This is a genomic window from Anoxybacillus kestanbolensis (genome assembly GCF_001996285.1).
GTDB lineage: Bacteria > Bacillota > Bacilli > Bacillales > Anoxybacillaceae > Anoxybacillus > Anoxybacillus kestanbolensis_A.
In genome coordinates this window covers 156,032-175,012 of sequence record NZ_MQAD01000001.1, presented here as the reverse complement: position 1 = coordinate 175,012, position 18,981 = coordinate 156,032, and the positions used below count along the sequence as shown (strand labels likewise).

General features: G+C 41.0%; 27 protein-coding genes. 19 read left to right on the top strand and 8 right to left on the bottom strand.

From position 1 onward, the window contains the following. The first annotated feature begins 1 nt into the window (after window position 1). The 7 genes from BO219_RS00915 (at window position 2) to BO219_RS00885 (ending at window position 6,453) form a co-directional block, all read left to right on the top strand. Complete coding sequence (locus BO219_RS00915) at window positions 2–769, top strand: thiazole synthase (RefSeq protein WP_077427836.1); 768 nt, start codon at window positions 2–4, stop codon at window positions 767–769. Next, window positions 769–1,788: a thiazole biosynthesis adenylyltransferase ThiF gene (locus BO219_RS00910; protein ID WP_077427834.1), complete on the top strand. Its 1,020-nt coding sequence runs from the start codon at window positions 769–771 to the stop codon at window positions 1,786–1,788. The genes BO219_RS00915 and BO219_RS00910 overlap by 1 nt, the downstream gene beginning before the upstream one ends. Before the next feature lie 5 nt (window positions 1,789–1,793). After that, window positions 1,794–2,582, top strand: coding sequence for a bifunctional hydroxymethylpyrimidine kinase/phosphomethylpyrimidine kinase (gene thiD, locus BO219_RS00905; protein WP_077427832.1), 789 nt, complete (start codon window positions 1,794–1,796; stop codon window positions 2,580–2,582). A 278-nt stretch (window positions 2,583–2,860) separates the two neighbouring features. Then, window positions 2,861–4,126, top strand: a complete 1,266-nt coding sequence (locus BO219_RS00900; protein ID WP_077427830.1) for a hemolysin family protein — start codon at window positions 2,861–2,863, stop codon at window positions 4,124–4,126. A 102-nt stretch (window positions 4,127–4,228) separates the two neighbouring features. Then, complete coding sequence (locus tag BO219_RS00895; protein WP_077427828.1) at window positions 4,229–5,011, top strand: amino acid ABC transporter substrate-binding protein; 783 nt, start codon at window positions 4,229–4,231, stop codon at window positions 5,009–5,011. Then, window positions 4,998–5,699: an amino acid ABC transporter permease gene (locus BO219_RS00890; RefSeq protein ID WP_077427826.1), complete on the top strand. Its 702-nt coding sequence runs from the start codon at window positions 4,998–5,000 to the stop codon at window positions 5,697–5,699. Before BO219_RS00895 ends, BO219_RS00890 begins: the two co-directional genes overlap by 14 nt. A gap of 19 nt (window positions 5,700–5,718) precedes the next feature. Continuing rightward, window positions 5,719–6,453, top strand: a complete 735-nt coding sequence (locus BO219_RS00885) for an amino acid ABC transporter ATP-binding protein (protein WP_077427824.1) — start codon at window positions 5,719–5,721, stop codon at window positions 6,451–6,453. Between the two features lie 39 nt (window positions 6,454–6,492). Here BO219_RS00885 and BO219_RS00880 read toward each other — a convergent pair whose 3' ends face one another. Beyond that, window positions 6,493–6,693, bottom strand: coding sequence for an alpha/beta-type small acid-soluble spore protein (locus tag BO219_RS00880; RefSeq protein WP_003395655.1), 201 nt, complete (start codon window positions 6,691–6,693; stop codon window positions 6,493–6,495). A gap of 224 nt (window positions 6,694–6,917) precedes the next feature. On the opposite strand from BO219_RS00880, the gene BO219_RS00875 reads away from it, so the two are divergent. After that, window positions 6,918–7,160, top strand: coding sequence for a hypothetical protein (locus BO219_RS00875; protein ID WP_077427822.1), 243 nt, complete (start codon window positions 6,918–6,920; stop codon window positions 7,158–7,160). A gap of 29 nt (window positions 7,161–7,189) precedes the next feature. Here the strand turns inward: BO219_RS00875 and BO219_RS00870 are convergent, their stop codons facing one another. The 3 genes from BO219_RS00870 to BO219_RS14610 form a co-directional block, all read right to left on the bottom strand. Next, entirely contained in the window at window positions 7,190–8,302 is a 1,113-nt protein-coding gene (locus BO219_RS00870) for an ABC transporter ATP-binding protein (RefSeq protein WP_077427820.1), read from the bottom strand. Window positions 8,303–8,413: 111 nt separating this feature from the next. Continuing rightward, a complete protein-coding gene (locus BO219_RS00865) occupies window positions 8,414–9,295 on the bottom strand; it encodes a PucR family transcriptional regulator (protein ID WP_077427818.1) in 882 nt (293 codons plus the stop codon). Window positions 9,296–9,363: 68 nt separating this feature from the next. Beyond that, entirely contained in the window at window positions 9,364–9,513 is a 150-nt protein-coding gene (locus tag BO219_RS14610; protein WP_162471116.1) for a hypothetical protein, read from the bottom strand. 97 nt (window positions 9,514–9,610) lie between these two features. On the opposite strand from BO219_RS14610, the gene BO219_RS00860 reads away from it, so the two are divergent. The 5 genes from BO219_RS00860 to BO219_RS00840 all read left to right on the top strand — a co-directional run bounded on the left by BO219_RS00860 (window position 9,611) and on the right by BO219_RS00840 (window position 13,962). Further along, window positions 9,611–9,904, top strand: coding sequence for a hypothetical protein (locus tag BO219_RS00860; RefSeq protein ID WP_194947784.1), 294 nt, complete (start codon window positions 9,611–9,613; stop codon window positions 9,902–9,904). A gap of 40 nt (window positions 9,905–9,944) precedes the next feature. Next, complete coding sequence (locus BO219_RS00855; RefSeq protein ID WP_077427816.1) at window positions 9,945–11,054, top strand: DUF445 domain-containing protein; 1,110 nt, start codon at window positions 9,945–9,947, stop codon at window positions 11,052–11,054. 62 nt (window positions 11,055–11,116) lie between these two features. Further along, window positions 11,117–11,461 (top strand): YlbF/YmcA family competence regulator, encoded by a 345-nt coding sequence (locus BO219_RS00850; RefSeq protein ID WP_077427814.1) that lies wholly within the window; start codon window positions 11,117–11,119, stop codon window positions 11,459–11,461. Between the two features lie 71 nt (window positions 11,462–11,532). Further along, entirely contained in the window at window positions 11,533–12,393 is an 861-nt protein-coding gene (locus BO219_RS00845; protein ID WP_077427812.1) for a Cof-type HAD-IIB family hydrolase, read from the top strand. Window positions 12,394–12,462: 69 nt separating this feature from the next. After that, window positions 12,463–13,962, top strand: a complete 1,500-nt coding sequence (locus BO219_RS00840; protein WP_077427810.1) for a coproporphyrinogen III oxidase — start codon at window positions 12,463–12,465, stop codon at window positions 13,960–13,962. 19 nt (window positions 13,963–13,981) lie between these two features. On the opposite strand, the gene BO219_RS00835 is transcribed toward BO219_RS00840, so the two are convergent. Then, window positions 13,982–14,167 (bottom strand): YhzD family protein, encoded by a 186-nt coding sequence (locus BO219_RS00835; protein ID WP_012575827.1) that lies wholly within the window; start codon window positions 14,165–14,167, stop codon window positions 13,982–13,984. Window positions 14,168–14,287: 120 nt separating this feature from the next. Between BO219_RS00835 and BO219_RS00830 the strand changes: the two genes are divergently transcribed. The 3 genes from BO219_RS00830 (at window position 14,288) to BO219_RS00820 (ending at window position 16,254) form a co-directional block, all read left to right on the top strand. Continuing rightward, the gene (locus BO219_RS00830; protein ID WP_035019753.1) at window positions 14,288–14,455 is read left to right on the top strand and encodes a sporulation YhaL family protein; all 168 of its coding nucleotides are present in this window, start codon (window positions 14,288–14,290) and stop codon (window positions 14,453–14,455) included. A 102-nt stretch (window positions 14,456–14,557) separates the two neighbouring features. Beyond that, window positions 14,558–15,634, top strand: coding sequence for a 3-phosphoserine/phosphohydroxythreonine transaminase (gene serC, locus BO219_RS00825; RefSeq protein WP_077427808.1), 1,077 nt, complete (start codon window positions 14,558–14,560; stop codon window positions 15,632–15,634). A 98-nt stretch (window positions 15,635–15,732) separates the two neighbouring features. Continuing rightward, a complete protein-coding gene (locus BO219_RS00820) occupies window positions 15,733–16,254 on the top strand; it encodes a tryptophan transporter (RefSeq protein ID WP_077427806.1) in 522 nt (173 codons plus the stop codon). A gap of 47 nt (window positions 16,255–16,301) precedes the next feature. Here the strand turns inward: BO219_RS00820 and yhzF are convergent, their stop codons facing one another. After that, window positions 16,302–16,484, bottom strand: a complete 183-nt coding sequence (gene yhzF, locus BO219_RS00815) for a membrane protein YhzF (RefSeq protein ID WP_077427804.1) — start codon at window positions 16,482–16,484, stop codon at window positions 16,302–16,304. A gap of 134 nt (window positions 16,485–16,618) precedes the next feature. Between yhzF and BO219_RS00810 the strand changes: the two genes are divergently transcribed. Next, window positions 16,619–17,218 carry an HTH-type transcriptional regulator Hpr gene (locus BO219_RS00810; protein ID WP_171699896.1) on the top strand — a complete coding sequence of 200 codons (600 nt, stop codon included), beginning with the start codon at window positions 16,619–16,621 and terminating at the stop codon, window positions 17,216–17,218. Here the strand turns inward: BO219_RS00810 and BO219_RS00805 are convergent. After that, window positions 17,198–17,539 carry a YhaI family protein gene (locus BO219_RS00805; protein WP_077427800.1) on the bottom strand — a complete coding sequence of 114 codons (342 nt, stop codon included), beginning with the start codon at window positions 17,537–17,539 and terminating at the stop codon, window positions 17,198–17,200. The two genes, BO219_RS00810 and BO219_RS00805, sit on opposite strands and share 21 nt — an antisense overlap. A gap of 136 nt (window positions 17,540–17,675) precedes the next feature. Here BO219_RS00805 and BO219_RS00800 point away from each other — a divergent pair, with 136 nt between their 5' ends. After that, a complete protein-coding gene (locus BO219_RS00800; protein WP_077427798.1) occupies window positions 17,676–17,855 on the top strand; it encodes a hypothetical protein in 180 nt (59 codons plus the stop codon). A 34-nt stretch (window positions 17,856–17,889) separates the two neighbouring features. Here BO219_RS00800 and BO219_RS00795 read toward each other — a convergent pair whose 3' ends face one another. Beyond that, on the bottom strand, window positions 17,890–17,982 hold the full coding sequence (locus tag BO219_RS00795) for a YjcZ family sporulation protein (protein WP_019417055.1): 93 nt from the start codon (window positions 17,980–17,982) through the stop codon (window positions 17,890–17,892). Window positions 17,983–18,146: 164 nt separating this feature from the next. Between BO219_RS00795 and BO219_RS00790 the strand changes: the two genes are divergently transcribed. Continuing rightward, window positions 18,147–18,980 (top strand): peptidylprolyl isomerase, encoded by an 834-nt coding sequence (locus BO219_RS00790; protein ID WP_077427796.1) that lies wholly within the window; start codon window positions 18,147–18,149, stop codon window positions 18,978–18,980. The last annotated feature ends 1 nt before the right edge of the window (window position 18,981 follow it).

Below are 18,981 nucleotides of genomic sequence, written 5' to 3'. Positions count from 1 at the left end.
TATGTTACAAATCGGTCCGTATACATTTCAATCTCGCTTATTGCTTGGTACAGGGAAATATCCGAACATCGACATTCAAAAAGAAGCTGTGGAAGCGTCGGGGGCAGAAATTTTAACGTTTGCGGTAAGACGGATGAACATTTTCGCACCCGATCAACCGAATTTTTTAGAAAAAATAGATGTAACGAAATATAAACTGCTACCGAATACGGCAGGAGCAAAAACAGCAGAGGAAGCGGTGCGTATCGCCCGTTTAGCGAAAGCTTCTGGGCTTTGTGATATGGTGAAAGTTGAAGTGATCGGATGCGACCGAACGTTGCTTCCTGATCCAGTAGAGACGTTAAAAGCGACAGAAATGCTGTTAGAGGAAGGATTTATCGTTTTACCTTACACGTCAGATGACGTCGTGTTGGCGAAGCGACTGCAACAACTCGGTTGCCATGCGATCATGCCCGGCGCCTCACCGATCGGATCAGGACAAGGAATTATCAATCCATTAAACATTCAATTCATTATTGAACAAGCAACTGTGCCTGTCATTATTGACGCAGGCATTGGTGGACCAGCGGATGCAGCGTTGGCAATGGAACTTGGGGCTGACGGAGTGTTGTTAAATACAGCTGTTGCTTGTGCGAAAGACCCAGTAAAAATGGCGAAAGCGATGAAACTTGCGATTGAGGCAGGGAGACTCGGCTATGAAGCTGGAAGAATTCCGAAAAGGCGATATGCGACAGCAAGTAGCCCGCTCGAAGGGATGAGCATCGTCTAATGGATCGTTACTCGCGGCAACAACGGTTTGCTCCAATTGGTGCAACAGGTCAGCAACGTATTCGTGAAAAACGTGTGCTCGTCGTTGGGGTAGGCGCGCTTGGAGCAGCAAATGCTGAAACGCTTGTGAGAGCTGGAGTTGGAAAAATAACGATTGTCGATCGCGACTATGTCGAGTGGAGCAATTTACAGCGTCAGCAGCTATATACGGAAGAAGATGCAATCAAACGCCTGCCAAAAGCGATGGCGGCCGCTACGCATTTGCGCGCGATAAATAGCGACGTTGTTATCGAGCCGATCGTGGCGGATGCAGATGCGCGGTTGCTTGAGTATCTTGTGGCACACGATCGCCCTCATGTCATCATCGATAGTACCGATAATTTCGATGTGCGGATGATCATTAACGATGTTTCGCAAAAGTATGCTGTGCCATGGATTTATGGGGCGTGTGTAGGTAGTTATGGATTAAGCTACGTCATTATCCCACATGAAACGCCGTGCTTACGATGTCTTCTTGAAGAAGTGCCGCTCGGTGTTGCGACGTGCGATACAGCCGGCATCATTAGTCCTGTCGTTCATATGGTTGTTGCCCATCAAACGGCAGAAGCATTGAAAATTTTAGTGAATGATGAGCGCATCAATCGAAAACTCGTCTCGTTTGATATATGGAGCGGACAATATCGCATGATTGACGTCAAACGTATAAAAAAAGACGATTGCCAATCGTGCGGCGGTAAACGAACGTACCCAGCGCTTCAATATGAAAACGAAACGAAATTTGCTGTATTGTGCGGACGTGATACTGTACAAATTCGTCCTGCGCAACGAGGGGAGCGTGAATGGGCAACACTTATTTCTTTTTTACAACAACAAGGCATTCGCATTGAACAAAATGAATATTTACTTGCGTTTACCATTCATCCTTATCGTTTTGTCGTCTTTTCCGATGGGCGTGTATTCATTCATGGGACAAATGATATTCAGGAAGCGAAGAGACTATATTATCAATATTTGGGGTGAGGGATATGGTATATAAAGCGTTGACGATTGCTGGTTCAGATAGCGGTGGAGGGGCTGGCATTCAAGCGGATTTAAAAACGTTTCACCAGTTCCGTGTGTTTGGCATGTCAGCCATCACAGCTGTAACGGCGCAAAATACGCTCGGTGTACAAGGAGTGTACCCTCTTCCAATCGAAGCGATTGAAAAACAAATCGACTCGATTGCAGTTGACTTGCCGCCAGATGCGGTGAAGACGGGGATGTTATTTAATGAAGAAATTATTGAGCTAGTTGCTCGTAAAATAAAACAGTATGGCTGGGTTCGTGTCGTTGTCGATCCGGTGATGATTGCAAAAGGTGGGGCTCCATTGTTAAAACAAGAAGCGGTAAAAGCGCTACAACGTCATATGTTGCCGCTTGCTTACGTATTAACACCGAACATTCCAGAAGCGGAAGTGTTGACGAATATGCGCATTGAAACGTTGGAACAACGAAAAGAAGCTGCTAAAAAACTTCACGATATGGGTGTTCAATACGTTGTCATGAAAGGGGGACATGGAAAAGGGGATGAACTTGTCGACTTGTTATACGACGGAGAACAATTTTACGAATGGACGAGTCAAAAGATCTATACGAAACATACGCACGGTACAGGATGTACGTTCGCTGCAGCCATAACGGCGCAACTTGCAAAAGGAAAAACGGCATACGAAGCTGTTGACATAGCCAAACGATTTATTCAAAAGGCGATTGAACAAACGCTTCAAATCGGAAGTGGGCATGGACCGACAAACCATTGGGCGTTTCATGAATAAAAATGTTCACATCATTGACAAACACATTCGTTCTCACCATTGTTAAAATGAAAATGGGGAATATATTCATGGAGGGGACGAACGAGTGGAAGAGCTTTCAATTACGCTAAATATTACGTACGTGTTGCTGTTAACATTTTTTATCGGTACAACGTTGATCGAATCGTAAAAGCGACTGCGCATATGTGCAGTCGTTTTCTTTTTCAGTTAAATTTGGTATGATTGACGTATATATATTAATGATGACCACTATTTTTTATTAGGAGTGTGAATGTTCATTGGGAGATTTACCTCTGAGTTTAACGTTTTTACTTATCGCTTTAATTTTATTATCTGCCTTTTTCTCAGCCTCCGAGACAGCGTTTTCGAGCGTCAATAAAATTCGTCTGAAAAATTATGTGGATGAAAAACGACGCGGCAGTAAAAAAGCACTATATATTGCAGAAAACTTCGATCAAGCGCTCTCTACTATTTTAGTCGGGAACAATATCGTGAACATTGCCGCAGCATCTATCTCAGCTAAAGTGGCAACCGATTTGTTTGGTGGCAGCACAGGACTTGTCATTAGCACGGTTGGTATGACGATTTTAATTTTAATTTTCGGGGAAGTGTTGCCAAAGTCATTGGCGAAAGAACATGCCGAGTCGTTTTCGCTTCTTATTTCCGACGTGCTGTATATGTTAATCCAACTGTTTACTCCCGTTACAGCGCTACTTGTCATGTTGAAAAAAGTTGTATCGAAACTTGTTGGTCAGCGAGCAGATGTACCTTCTGTGACAGAAGAAGAAATTAAAGTGATGGTGAACTTAAGTGAAGAAGAAGGAGTAATCGATAATAAAGAGAAAGAACTTGTTCATCGTTCGCTCGATTTTAACGACATTTTAGTTGGCGAAATTTTCACGCCACGTATCGATATGGTTGCAGTAGAAGTGAATCAACCAGTTGAAGAAATTCGCGATATTTTTTTACGCGAACGATATTCGCGCGTTCCTGTATATGAAGGAGACATTGATAACGTCATCGGAATTTTATCGGAAAGCGACTTTTTCAGTCAACTCGTACAAGGAAAAGAAGTAAACGTGCGCCAATTGTTGCGCACACCGCTATTTGTCGTCGAGTCGATGCGCATATCGACATTGTTACCTGAATTACAAAAAAGTAAAGTGCATATGGCGATCGTTATCGACGAGTTTGGCGGTACGTCCGGACTCATTACGTTAGAAGACATTTTGGAACAAATTGTCGGCGAAATATGGGACGAACACGATGAAGCGGTAAAAACGTTTCAAAAAATTAATGATTATGAGTACGAATTTAATGCGGAATTGCCGCTTGATGAGTTTTGTGACATTTTAGGTATCGAAGAGCTAGAAAGCTCCTCTCATACGCTCGGTGGCTGGGTGTTTGAAATGTTTGAGCGCATTCCGACCGTTGGGGAGTCGTTTGAATACGAAACGCTAACAGTTACCGTCCGTCAAGTTGAAAATCGGCGCATTCGTAAAGTACTTGTTCGTATTCGCGAGCCAATTGTAGAAAATGTATAAAAAGGAAGGGGCGTTTTGCTCCTTTTTTTATTGACAATCTTCTTCAACTTTTATTACGATGAATAAGCATAAAAAACGATAAGAATAATGGGGGTTAGTATAATGAAAAAGTGGCTATTGTTGATCGCGCTGTTTATGTTTGGGGCATTGCTTACAGGTTGCGGTCAAAATGAAAAAGAAAATGATTTATTTGCTCAAATAAAAGAAAAGGGAGAATTAAAAATTGGAACGGAAGGCACGTATCCACCATTCACGTTTCACGATGAAACAGGTGAGTTAACAGGATTTGATGTAGAAATTGCTAAAGAAGTAGCGAAGCGTCTCGGAGTGAAACCTGTGTTTGTTGAAACCCAATGGGATGCGATGTTTGCTGGCTTAGATGCAAAACGTTTTGATATGATTGCAAACCAAGTCGGTATTCGTCCAGATCGTCAAGAAAAATATGATTTCTCTAATCCGTATATTACGTCAGCAGCTGTTCTTGTCGTTCATAAAGAAAATGAACAGCTCAAATCATTCGATGACTTAAAAGGGAAGAAAGCGGCGCAATCGATGACGAGTAACTATGCAGATTTAGCTCGTTCATATGGCGCAGAAGTCGTAGGGGTGGAAGGATTTAATCAAGCGATTGAATTGTTAAGCTCTAAACGAGTGGATGCAACAATTAACGACAAATTATCTGTACTTGATTTTCTAAAACAAAAACCAGACGCGCCAATTCAAATTGTCGCGACACATGATGATGCTTCTCAAAGCGGTCTTATGTTCCGCAAGGGAAGCGACACGCTTGTTGAGGCAGTAAACAAAGCGTTAAAAGAGATGATGGAAGACGGCACGTACGCGAAAATTTCAGAAAAGTGGTTTGGTGAAGATGTATCTAAATAATATGTTGATGGATCCAGAACGGTTAGAAAGACTAGTGAATATTGCTGAAAGTTCCCTTCTCCCATTGGTGAAGGGGGCTTTGCTATATACGATTCCGCTGGCATTTATTACATTTGTCATTGGATTAGCGATTGCGTTGCTAACGGCTTTAGCTCGCTTATCAAGCATAAAAGCGTTGCAGTGGATAGCGCGGGCGTATGTGTCTGCAATTCGCGGTACCCCGCTTCTTGTGCAATTGTTTATTATTTTTTATGGCTTGCCGACGATCGGAATAATAATTGATCCGTTGCCTGCTGCGATCATTGGTTTTTCATTAAATGTCGGGGCATATGCATCGGAAATTATTCGAGCTGCGATTTTATCTATTCCAAAGGGGCAATGGGAAGCCGCCTATTCGCTTGGGATGGACGATGTACAAACGTTGCGACGCATCATTTTACCACAAGCTGCCCGCGTATCCGTTCCACCGCTATCCAATACGTTTATTAGTTTAGTGAAAGATACGTCTCTTGCCTCGCTCATTCTTGTGTCGGAAATGTTTCGAAAGGCGCAAGAAATTGCGGCAACGAATTATGAATTTTTGCTGCTCTATACTGAAGCAGCGCTTATTTATTGGATTATTTGTTTTTTCCTTTCAATTATTCAAGGGAACATTGAAAGTCGTTTAAGTCGCTACGTTGTTCGATAAACGGATAAGGAGAGCTACGATGTTAATTGTTGAAGGGTTGCGTAAAACGTTTGGAGATCGTGAAGTATTGAAAGGTGTGCATTTAACCGTAAAAAAAGGAGAAGTTGTTGTCATTATCGGTCCATCGGGGTCAGGGAAAACGACGTTATTACGTTGTTTAAACGTATTGGAAATGGCTGATGAAGGAACCGTAACGATTGATGGGAAACAACTTCAGTTTGCAAACAAGCCATCGAAAAAAGAAATCATCAACTTTCGTCGCTTGACGGGAATGGTATTCCAAGCGTATAACTTATTTCCGCACATGACAGCGCTTGAGAATGTGATGGAAGGGCCAATGATAGTTAAACGAATAAACAAACATGAAGCAAAAGAAAGAGCGGAGCAATTGCTTACGAAAGTCGGGTTAAAAGATCAAATGCATATGTATCCGTTCCAACTGTCAGGAGGGCAACAACAACGTGTCGGTATTGCACGAGCACTTGCGATGGAACCGAAAGTATTATTATTTGATGAACCGACGTCGGCATTAGATCCAGAACTTGTCGGTGAAGTGTTAAAAGTGATGAAAGATTTAGCGAATGAAGGGATGACGATGGTCGTTGTGACCCATGAAATGCGCTTTGCTCGTGAAGTGGCTGATGAAGTCATCTTTTTTGACGAAGGAATGATTATTGAGCGTGGTCATCCGGAGCAACTATTTACACATCCGAAACACGAGCGGACGCAACAATTTTTGCGACGTATTCAGTAAAACCCCCAAGCGATTGTCGCTTGGGGGTTTTCAGCCATGTTATTTAGTTGTGTAAGATCCACCTAATTGTTGTTGCGCCATTGCAACAAGACGTTTTGTAATTTCGCCACCAACTGAACCGTTTGCGCGTGATGTTGCATCTGGTCCAAGGTTTACACCAAATTCTTGAGCGATTTCGTACTTCATTTGATCAATTGCTTGTTGTGCACCGTATACTAATAATTGATTTGTGTTTGCCATGTTCAATCATCTCCTCGTTACATTTTTTATGGTTGGGTTAGCTGGATTTGCACCAGCAACGCGTGATGTTTTTCACGCTGCCAAACTTGGCTTAACCCATCGACTGATGTTTGCTTGCTTGTACTACTATTTTGGGGAAAAAACATGTTATTATTCTTTTTTTTTTGTGGTAATTTTTTGTGAAGTGGGAAAGATAATGGAAAATAATAAAGCGAGGGATGAGCATGCATATTTGTCCGTTATGCAACGGTTTACGGACAATCGTTTTTTATTGTGATCAATGTGGGGAAAAATTAAAAGACGAAGGGAAATTAACAGATTATTTTGATGACTACAGTCCGTATATGGATATGGATACGATGAAGATGGTTGATGGATATGCCGATACGAGAAAGCGGCACGTCTGCGTTCATTTGTTTCATTGCTCGCATTGTGATGACGATATCGTTCAATTCATTCAAGAGTAAAAGCCCGCTCAAACGAACGGGCTTATCGATTATTTTTCATTGCTCGAACGGATGCGCAACTCTGTGTTGACATCGAAGAAATGTGCTTTATTCATATCTAACGCAAGGTCAATTGTTTGCCCTGCTTTGACGTCTGTGCGCGCATCAACGCGTGCAACGAACTCTTGGCCGCTAATTTGTGAATATACCATAATTTCTGCGCCAAGCAATTCTGCGACTTCGACATGAGCGCTTACTTTTGTGTTTTGTGATGCTTCAAGAAATACAGGCTCATCATGGAAGTCTTCTGGACGAATACCTAAAATGACTTCTTTGCCAACGTAACCTTGCTCACGAAGCACTTTCATTTTTCCTTCTGGCACGGCAATTTTTACGTCACCGATCACGAATACGCCGTCTTGTAGGACGCCACGCAAGAAGTTCATCGCTGGTGAGCCGATAAATCCGCCGACGAAAATATTTTCCGGCTTTTCATACACTTCTTTTGGTGTACCGACTTGTTGAATGACGCCATCTTTCATAACGACAAGGCGCGTCGCCATCGTCATCGCTTCTGTTTGGTCGTGTGTGACATAAATAGTCGTTGTGCCTAAACGTTGATGAAGTTTTGCGATTTCTGCGCGCATTTGTACACGCAATTTTGCATCTAAGTTAGAGAGAGGTTCGTCCATTAAAAATACTTTCGCATCACGTACAATCGCACGTCCTAATGCCACGCGTTGGCGCTGACCGCCAGATAACGCTTTCGGCTTGCGGTCTAAATATTGCTCAAGACCGAGAATGCGTGCAGCTTCGCGAACGCGACGATCGATTTCATCTTTTGGGAACTTGCGTAATTTTAATCCAAACGCCATGTTGTCATATACGCTCATATGCGGATAAAGCGCATAGTTTTGGAATACCATCGCGATGTCACGATCTTTTGGTGCTACATCGTTCATCCGTTTTCCATCGATGTAAAAATCACCTTTTGAAATTTCCTCAAGTCCCGCAATCATCCGAAGCGTTGTTGATTTTCCGCAACCGGACGGACCGACGAATACGATAAATTCTTTATCTTGAATGTGTAAGTTAAAGTCTTTTACAGCTGTGACGTTGTTGTCATAAATTTTATACACATGTTCTAAACGAAGCTCAGCCATATGTATGCCTCCTTATGCAATCGATTTCATTTGATTTAAGCATATAGAAAAACGAACGAAGCGTAAATGGACAACGTGCACAAAAAAAGAAAACGTTTTCGGGCAATGTGCCTAATGGTGTTCGTGAAGCAAAATCGCTAAATATACAGTCAGTGCCCCTTTAAACTGTTTGATATCAATACTTGTTTTTTCGATAAACTTATCGATACGATATTGCAAACTATTGCGATGCATATGAAGTTTTTTCGCTGCGAGCGAAACGTTTAAATTGCATTCAAAAAACGTCTTTATTGTTTTCAACATGTCGTGCTCTCGTTTTACCGCCTGTAAAAACATCGTCGCATATGTCATCTCCTCACCGCTAATAAGCAGAAGAGGAAAGATGTCTTCAATACAGTAAACACGTTGAGCGGGATTGTGTTTCAGCCCGACATGAAAATATCGTTTTTCCGCTGCGAATATACGAGCAAGTTCAACGGAATGGAGGCATTTTTGTCCAATATATGCTCGCAATTGAATGTAAAAATCACTGCATAGCGTGTCGATCCATTCGTGAAGGGTAGAGGCAACGCTTTCTTCTTGTTGTTCAATCACGATCCATTGTTGTTCTGTTTCTGAAATAATCGTCACATCGTAAGGGAAAAGCGACTGGATCGCCTCCGTAAAATCGCGTGTGTCAACTGTTCCTTTTTGTATGTAAAAGTAAATAAATCGTGTATGTGTCGAGGGAGGTAATTGTTCAAAAGCATGTTCCGCACCATGAATTAAAAAACGATACCATGCTTGTTGTTGTTTGTTCATCTGAGTAGTTACGGCTTCATACGGTGTAAACAATGTAGCTAATAGCGCACGTTCTTTTTGTGTAAGCATTTCTTTTTTGATACCGAAAAGCTCACCATGTTCTGTAGAAAACCACTCGTACGCATGTCGTTCATTCACTTGTCCATATTCAACAAGCGCATCTCGATAATATGCTCGTAATTTTTCTAACATGTATGTCCATTCCTTTCGTCTCCCCTCACGACTATTATACAAAAAGCGGCGAGAAAATGCTCGCCGCCTCATTTTACTTCATGTGGTGGTTGTTCCGTTTGTACATCACGCGCTTCTTCAATATTTGTGGCGCGATGGCATGAATATACATAGCCTCCCGCCATGCCTTCATTGATCATACGATCGATGTCCCATTCATAATTATCGCGTTCTTTCATCATACATGCCCCCTTATTCATTATTCTGTATGAACGGAAAAAAAGTATACATCATTCACGTTGTACGCACATATATTCATGACGAGAGGTGAAAATGATGATTGTTCAGCTTTTACATGCATTGACGAATTACGATTTAGATGAAGAGGAAGAAGCGCTTATTCGTTATTTATATGTACTGCACATCGGAAAAGAATGGGATAGAGAAAAGAAAGAGAAAAAAGATGATTGGCGACAACAATTTGAGAAAATGAATATATATAAAGAAGCATGGTGTGCATCAGAACATGCGACAGAACGAGAAGTATTCCGACTATTGTTATGTAAATGTTTGAAACAGTTGCATAAGCAGTTATCGCACATTTGCGCTCATAGCGGACAAGCCCTATAATGAATGGTTAGAATAGTTTATTGGCAGAAGGGAGATCGTTATGGGGCTTTTTCTTTATTTATTATTTATGATCGTGGTTGGAGCATTTATTGGGGGAATGACAAATTCCCTTGCGATTAAAATGCTTTTTCGACCGTATCGTCCGATATATATTGCAGGAAAAAGACTACCATTCACACCTGGACTTATTCCGAAACGGAGAGAGGAATTAGCGGAACAACTTGGACGTATGGTTGTGGAACATTTATTAACAGCGGAAGGATTGCGTCGAAAATTAAACGATCCATCGTTCGTTCAAGATATGACGAACTACGTGCAAGAAGAAGTAGAAAAATGGCTACAATCAGATCGAACTGTTGAACAATGGCTGAAGCAATTCGGGATGCCAGATCCGAAACAAGCGGCAGAAACATGGATAGAAACGAAATATAAAACGTTCATGTCGCAATATCGTCAACGTCCGCTTCATGAAATCATTCCAATTGAGGTATTACAAAAAATAGATCATGCTATCCCTTCGATTGTCGATCGCTTATTGCTCCGTTTGCGCACGTATGTTGAGAGTGAGCAAGGAGAGCGTCAAATTGAGCATATGATCAATGAATTTTTACAAAGCCGCGGCATGTTTGGCAATATGCTTCAAATGTTTCTTGGCAACGTTAGTTTGGCGGAAAAAATTCGCCCGGAAATCGTGAAATTTTTACAAAGTGAAGGAGCAAAACAGCTGCTTGTGCAACTATTCATAAACGAATGGGAAAAAGTGAAGGAGATACGTATACATGAGGTGGAGCAAATAATCGATCAAGAAAAAATCGTTGTATGGGTGAAACGTCTCACCGCATTCATTGTACAAGAGCCGCTCCAAAAACCGCTTGGCGCACTCGTTGCACCTTATGTGCGGCATTCATTACCGACGCTCGTTCGCTTCCTTTTACAATTTGCTTCCGAACGCATCGGACGATGGATGAAACAGCTTCATTTGCAAGATATCGTTCGTGAAGAAGTCGCATCGTTTTCTGTTGAACGGCTAGAAGAAATGATTTTAACAATTTCGCGCCGTGAATTTAAAATGATTACGTATTTAGGGGCTTTGCTAGGTGGGATCATCGGGCTCATTCAAGGTTGTATCACGTTTTTCGTTCAAATGTAGACATACAGCGGCCGCTTCGATCATAGGGTAAAAAGAAAAGGAAAATGAGAGGAGTGTGCCGCATGGACGTCCTTCAAGCCATTCACGAGCTTTCGATAGCGATTCGTACAAGTGAGCCATTTGCCGAGCTTCGCCGCGCCTACGAGCAAGTGCAGCGCGATCCGACTGCGCACCAATTATTCACGAAATTTCGTGCGCTACAAAAACAGCTCCAACAAAAACAAATGAGCGGATTCCCGGTCAGCGATGCAGATGTCGAATTGTTGCAACAACATTTACATGTTATTGAAATGAATGAAAACATTGCACGGCTCATTCATGCCGAAGAACGTTTAAACGAGTTGTTTGCCAAAGCGATGAATGCGATGATTCAGCCAATTGACGAACTATATGACGGACACTCATAAAAATGGGTGTTCTTTTTTTTACCCCCTTGTCATACGTATGAATGAAGCCAAGACATCGAGGGGGGACGTTCATGTATAAATTACTTGCGCTAAATATTGACGGAACATTATTAAAATCGAATGGCAAGTTGGAGAAAAAAACGAAAGAAGCGATCGATTTTGTGAAGAAAAAAGATGTGTATGTGACTTTGATGACGTCAAGAAACTTTTTATCAGCGAAAAAAGTAGCGAAGGCGTTGAAGCTAGATTCGTATTTAGTGACGTTTCAAGGGGCGCTTGTTGCAAAGTCGTTAGAAGAAAAGCTACACGCCTCTGTCATTCCAGCACAAAAAACGTTCGATATTGTACACGTGCTTGAGCATTTCAATTGCAACGTACGCTTGCTTCACGAACGGTATTCGATCGGAAATCGAAAAAAAATAAAAAACAACATGATTGCGAAGACAATTTTAGGAGATCCATTTTTTTATCCGGCACAATTTGTTGACTCGTTAAGTGACGTGTTGCGCGACGATCCGATTGATGTAATGAAAATCGATGTGTTTTACTCGAAAGAAGATGAATGTGATGAAATTGTTGAAACGATCACACATGCATTTCCAGACATTTCTCTCAGCGTGAGCGATGGAAAAATTGAATTGTTGCCAACAAACGTTTCAAAACTAAATGGGTTAATTCGGCTTGGAAACGAGCTCGGCATTTCGTTAAAAGAAATGGTCGTCATCGGTGACCATTTGGACGATATGCCAGCCATTGAAGCGGCCGGTCTTGGCGTTGCGATGGGAAATGCTTCAAAAGAAGTCAAAGCTGTTGCTGACTGGGTGACGCGTTCAAACGACCAACTTGGTGTCGCATATATGATTAAAGAACATTTTCGGAAACAACATCGTCCTCAGTTTTTACGTCAAATTCGTACAATAGAGAAAAAATAATTTCCGTTTCTTGACGAGCTTTTCGCTTCTTCTGTACACTTAAATGGGTTTAATACTTCGAAGCGAAAGGTGATTTCATTGCGTATTCATATTTGCGGACTTGAGCCGGTGGATCGTTTTCAACGTTCCCTTGAGGTCATTACCGGTTTATTTTTTGAAGAGGCAACGCTCTCTTTTATGGCGACAGAAGAAGCGGAAGTACGTGTGACGATGGATATACAACAAGGAGACCGGCTCGTTGTTAGCGGTACGTTGCAACATGAACATGGTCGCACGTATGAGGCTTATTACGCACGATCGTGGAAGACAGAAGAAGAAAAAGGGCGCATGAAACAAGTGAAACATGCGGTTTCCTATATATATTTATCTCTTATGCAGCAATATACAGACTTTGTGCAACAATGGGGTATTTTAACAGGTGTTCGTCCAGTGAAATTATTGCATCAAAAATTGCGCTCTGGCTTAACGAGAGAAGAAGCACATCGCGAGTTGCGCGAAGATTATTTAGTGACGGATGAAAAAATTCAGCTTATGCAACAAATTGTTGATCGTCAGTTGACAGTTGTTCCAGATCTTTACGATTTATCGAACGAAGTAAGCATTTATATTGGCATTCCGTTTTGTCCGACGAAATGCGCATATTGTACATTCCCAGCCTACGCAATTCAAGGAAAACAAGGATCTGTTGATTCCTTTTTATTCGGATTGCATTACGAAATGGAACAAATCGGGAAATTTTTAAAAGAGCGCAACATTCCGATTACGACTATTTATTACGGTGGCGGCACGCCAACAAGCATTACGGCAGAGGAAATGGATGCACTATATGCGCACATGTATCGTGTGTTTCCAAACGTTGAACGCGTACGTGAAATTACAGTTGAAGCTGGAAGACCAGATACAATTACATCGGAGAAGCTTGCGGTGTTAAAAAAATGGAACATCGACCGCATTAGCATTAATCCGCAATCATATATTCAAGAAACGTTGCGAGCAATTGGGCGTCATCATACGGTGGAAGAGACGATTGAGAAATTTCATCTTGCCCGCGAGGCAGGGATGAACAATATTAATATGGATTTAATTATCGGTTTGCCAGGAGAAGGTGTAAAACAGTTTGATTTTACACTTGCCCAAACAGAAAAGCTCATGCCGGAGTCGTTGACGGTGCATACGTTGTCGTTTAAGCGTGCGTCGGAAATGACGAAAAATAAGGAAAAGTATAAAGTAGCGGATCGTGATGAAATTAATGAAATGATGAAACGTGCGGAACGATGGACGAAAGAAAAAGGGTATGTGCCGTATTATTTATATCGCCAAAAAAATATTCTCGGCAATTTAGAAAACGTCGGTTACGCTTTACCGGGTCAAGAAAGCATTTATAACATTATGATTATGGAAGAGCAACAGTCGATCATCGGGCTGGGATGTGGAGCGTCAAGCAAATTCGTGCATCCAAAAACAAAAGCGATTACGCATTTTGCCAATCCGAAAGAGCCGAAAGCGTATAATGAAAATTACGAACATTACACAAACGAAAAATTAAAAATGATGGCACAATTATTTTAGCCCCGAGATGATCGGGGCTTTATCGATGAAATAAAATCAATTTGCCGCTCGATGTTGTACAGCGATGCGTTTTATGTTCAAATTGTTTTTCTTTTAATTTTTGCTCGCCGATTCGTTTTGCTTCGTCATCGTTTGCAGCAGTAAATGTTTCATCAAGCAGTTTTTCTCCTGTTTTTTCAAAAACAGTAAGCGTATATGTCTTCATCTTCCCCACCCCTTTCCTTTGCATGTATTCGCTCATTCACGCTTATTTCCTTCTTTATACGTCTATTTTTCTAGTTGTTTGCATATGTGTAAAGTAAGACAAGCTTAAAGGAGGATGCACATGCTTATTACATTGCTTCTTGCAGGCATTATCATTAGCGGATATATGGCCATCCGCACAGCAAGAGAAGAAAAGAAAATAGATGAAAAGTTGTTAGAAAAAGAAGGAGAAGTGTATATGGAGCGCATTCGGCAAGCGCGCGAGCAACGTCAGAAGGCCTTGGAATAAACAAGGTCTTTTATTTTTTAAAAAATTCATAAAAATTTTTCTTCATTTTTTCATGTTTCATGTTAGGATATATATTATTACATATATGAGGGGGAGAAAGGCGTGAAGCGAGCGTACAATTTTAACGCAGGACCATCTGCTTTGCCGCTTGCTGTGTTAGAGCGAGCGCAAAAAGAATTGCTCAACTTTCAACAAACAGGTATGTCTATTATGGAGTTAAGCCATCGAAGCAAAGAATATGATGCTGTGCATGAGCGCGCAGAAACGTTGTTGCGCAAACTGATGAACATTCCTGATACGCATGATGTGCTTTTTTTACAAGGAGGAGCTAGTTTACAATTTTCGATGGTGCCGATGAACTTGTTAAAAGAAGGGGAAGTTGGAAACTATGTACTGACGGACTCATGGTCGGATAAAGCGATGAAAGAAGCGAAAAAAGTAGGGACAACGCACGTGGCAGCTTCGTCGAAAGAAGAACAATATACATATATTCCGACGAATATCGAATTGTCTGAACGCGCTGCGTATTTGCACATTACATCAAACAACACGATTGCAGGGACACAATGGCGTGAATTTCCTAATGTAGCTGTCGATTTAATTGCGGATATGTCGAGCGATATTTTAAGCCGCAATATTGATGTGAGTCGTTTTGCTCTTATTTATGCGGGGGCGCAGAAAAATTTAGGTCCTTCAGGCGTGACGGTTGTCATCATTCGGAAAGATTTGCTCGCAAAAGGAGACGATCATTTGCCGACAATGTTAAACTATCGCACATATAGCGAAAGCCGTTCGTTATATAACACGCCACCAACGTTTGCGATTTATATGTTATCGCTCGTTCTTGAATGGGTAGAGGAACAAGGTGGTGTTCAAGCGATTGAAAAGAAAAATGCGGAAAAAGCGGCGATATTGTACCGTTGTATTGATGAAAGCGAAGGTTTTTACAAAGGGCATGCAAAAAAAGAAAGCCGCTCGCATATGAACGTAACGTTTACGTTGCCGAATGAGGAGCTTACAAAGAAGTTTTTATCGGAAGCAAAAGAAAGAGGATTCATTGGATTAGCTGGTCATCGTTCGGTCGGGGGGTGCCGCGCGTCAATTTATAACGCTGTTGATATAGAAGCGTGCGAGGCGCTGGTGCAGTTTATGGAAACATTCCGAAAAAATATTTTTTGAAAATTTTTATTTTACCTCGACACTTTAAAGTGCTATAATATTGTTAAAGTTGCTTACAAGCTGAGAAGAGAAAAGAATGAGATGAGGAGAGATGAGAAATGAATACGAGAACGTTAGTGTTGTTATCGCTTTTTGTTGGGATCGGTGCTGTGCTTCACACGGTCATTCCAGGCTTTTTCTTCGGAATGAAGCCGGATATGATGTTGACGATGATGTTTTTAGGCATTATGCTTTTTCCGAACAAAACGGCTGTCAGTTTACTAGCTATTGCCACAGGGATCATTTCTGGAGTAACGACAAGTTTCCCAGGAGGGTTTATCCCGAACATCGTTGATAAAGTGGTGACGGCTGCGCTCTTTTTCGGCTTGTTTACGTTACTAAAGGCGAAAGCGACGCCAGTAAAGGCGGCATTGCTTACTGCTGTCGGCACATTCATTTCTGGGGCGACGTTTTTAGCTGTCGCATTAGCCATCGTTGGCTTACCAGGGGGAGCGACGTTTGGTGGTCTATTCGTTGCTGTCGTCATTCCAACGGCGTTTGTCAATACGATTGCGATGATCGTCATTTATCCGATCGTTCAGTCGCTTATGAGACGAACATATACCGTTTCACAACAGTAATAAAAAAGAACCCGATCGTTTCTGGTCGGGTTTTCCTTATATCATTCTTACTGCATACGAACGAGTAAAAGAGTGAGGGCGATAAAAAAAAGGGCGAGGGTTCCGAATACGCTTATGCGTTGCTTTAATACTTTTTTCGGGGGATACATGCACGCTTTATTCAATATAGAAAACGTAGCAATCGTGAAATACAAAAAGATGAGACCAATTGTCGCCGTTGCGATGACCATGCTTGTTCCTCCTAGTTCAAAAAGTGTATATTAAAATTTATTAAAAAATTCTAATATTTAATACTTTATTATTTATTGTTTTACTGGCATAATAAAAGATAAAACAAAGGAAATACGAAAAAGTGGGTGGAGAGATGAAAAGCACGGAACGACATTATTCTGTTAAAGAGGCGATGTTATTTAGTCAAAGGGTTGCCCAATTAAGTAAAGCGTTATGGAAATCAATCGAAAAAGATTGGCAACAATGGATTAAACCGTTTGATTTAAACATTAACGAGCATCATATTTTATGGATTGCCTACCATTTGAAAGGGGCTTCCATTTCTGAAATCGCCAAGTTTGGTGTTATGCACGTATCGACCGCATTTAACTTTTCAAAAAAATTAGAGGAACGCGGATTGTTGTCGTTTTCGAAAAAAGAAGACGACAAACGAAATACGTACATTGAACTGACGGAAAAAGGAGAAGAAGTTTTATTAAAATTAATGGAGTCGTACGATCCGAAACGGACGTCTGTGCTTCAAGGCATTCAGCCGTTGTATGAATTGTACGGTAAATTTCCAGAAATGTTAGAAATGATGTGTGTGATCCGAAATGTGTACGGGGACGATTTTATGGAAATTTTTGAGCGTTCTTTTCAAAATATTGAACAGGATTTCGTGGAAGAGAACGGGAAGTTGAAAAAGAAAGATGAGCCAAAAGAAGAAGTCGCTTCATTTGTTGAGCGTATGTAATAAACGTTGAAACTCGTTCATGAGTGGAACGAATAGTTGTTGTTTTTGTAACGCATCAATCGTCTCAGCTAGCGGAAGGTTCGGATGAAGCGCACTCGCAAATTCAGTAAAGAGCGAGGTGAAAATCACGAATCCTTCCTCTTTTTGTTGTTTATATTGTTCAGTTAATTGTTCGCACAGTCGCAGCGTGTCTTCGACTTCTTTTTTCGTTAAGCCATAGCGGATGACGAGCGCATAAAAAGGCTTTTTTTCTGGTGCGATCATGTCTAGCATGAGCGAACAATAATATTCTAATTTTTCAATGCGATGTTCAATGCTCATCTTTCGAAACTCCTTTTCTCTACTTGTGTGTATTATTTTACAGGATTTGTTGCATAAATGAAATGCTATTATTGATTTATCGAAAAAATCGTTGTAAAGTAGGGGAGTAAATACATAAAAACAGGAGGGGACTCGTTTGGCGCTTTATTTTATACCCCTTGCGACAGTTATTCTTTTTATCATTAATCAGCTAACAAATACGCTTTGTATTCAAAAAGAAATTCCAGAAGAGAAACAACCAAAAGTATTTCGTACCATTAATGTCCTTATTACCATTTTACTTATTTCTTCCTACATCGGAGTGTTGTTTACGTAAAAAAGCTGACAGTGTCCCTGTCAGCTTCTTTCATTTAGTATAACCAAGCGGCACCAACGATAATTAATAAAATAAACAACACAACGATTAACGCAAATCCGTTTGCATAACCTGCTCCTGCACCCATAGACGACACCTCCTTTCGTATATGAAGGCGTTGCGACGCTTTGACAATGTATTGTATGTCAAAAGGAGCAAAAAGGTATGGGCGCAGCTTTGCTTTATTTTAGCTTTCGGAAAAAATATGGTATAGTATGTTTTGTGTATATTTAAAGATAGGAGTTGTGGGAAATGAAAAAATGGACAGTTGCCATGTCGGCGGCAGCGATGCTTGCGCTTTCGGCTTGCAATAACGGATCGGATGTTGTTGTCGAAACGAAGGAAGGCAACATTACAAAAGAAGAATTGTACAACGAAATGAAAGAACGTTACGGCAAAGACGTGTTACGCGATCTCGTACATGAGAAAGTGTTAAGTAAAAAGTTTAAAGTAACGGATGAAGAGCTAAATAAGGAAATCGAAAATTTAAAAGAAATGTATGGTGTTCAATATGATTTAGCGGTGCAACAAAATGGCGAAGAAGCGATTCGCGATATGGTAAAGCTTGATTTGTTGCGCCAAAAAGCAGCGATGGAAGACATGAAAGTAACCGATGAAGAATTGAAAAAATACTACAATGAATATAAGCCGAAAGTGAAAGCAAGTCACATTTTAGTCGACGATGAAAAAACAGCAAAAGACATTAAAGCAAAGTTAGAAAAAGGTGAAGACTTTGCGGAATTGGCAAAAGAATATTCAAAAGATACAGGTTCAGCACAAAATGGCGGCGACTTAGGCTGGTTTGGACCTGGGAAAATGGTGGAAGAGTTTGAAAAGGCAGCGTATGCGTTAAAAGTCGGTGAAATTAGTGATCCAGTGAAAACACAATTTGGCTACCATATCATTAAAGTAACGGATAAAGAAGAGAAAAAGTCATTTGATGAAATGAAAGAAGAAATTGAATTCGAAGTGAAAAAAAGCAAGCTCGATACATCGAAAGTACAATCGAAGCTTGATGAGCTGATGAAAGAAGCAAATGTCGACATTAAAGACAAATCGTTAAAAGACGCATTAAAAAGCGAGTAAT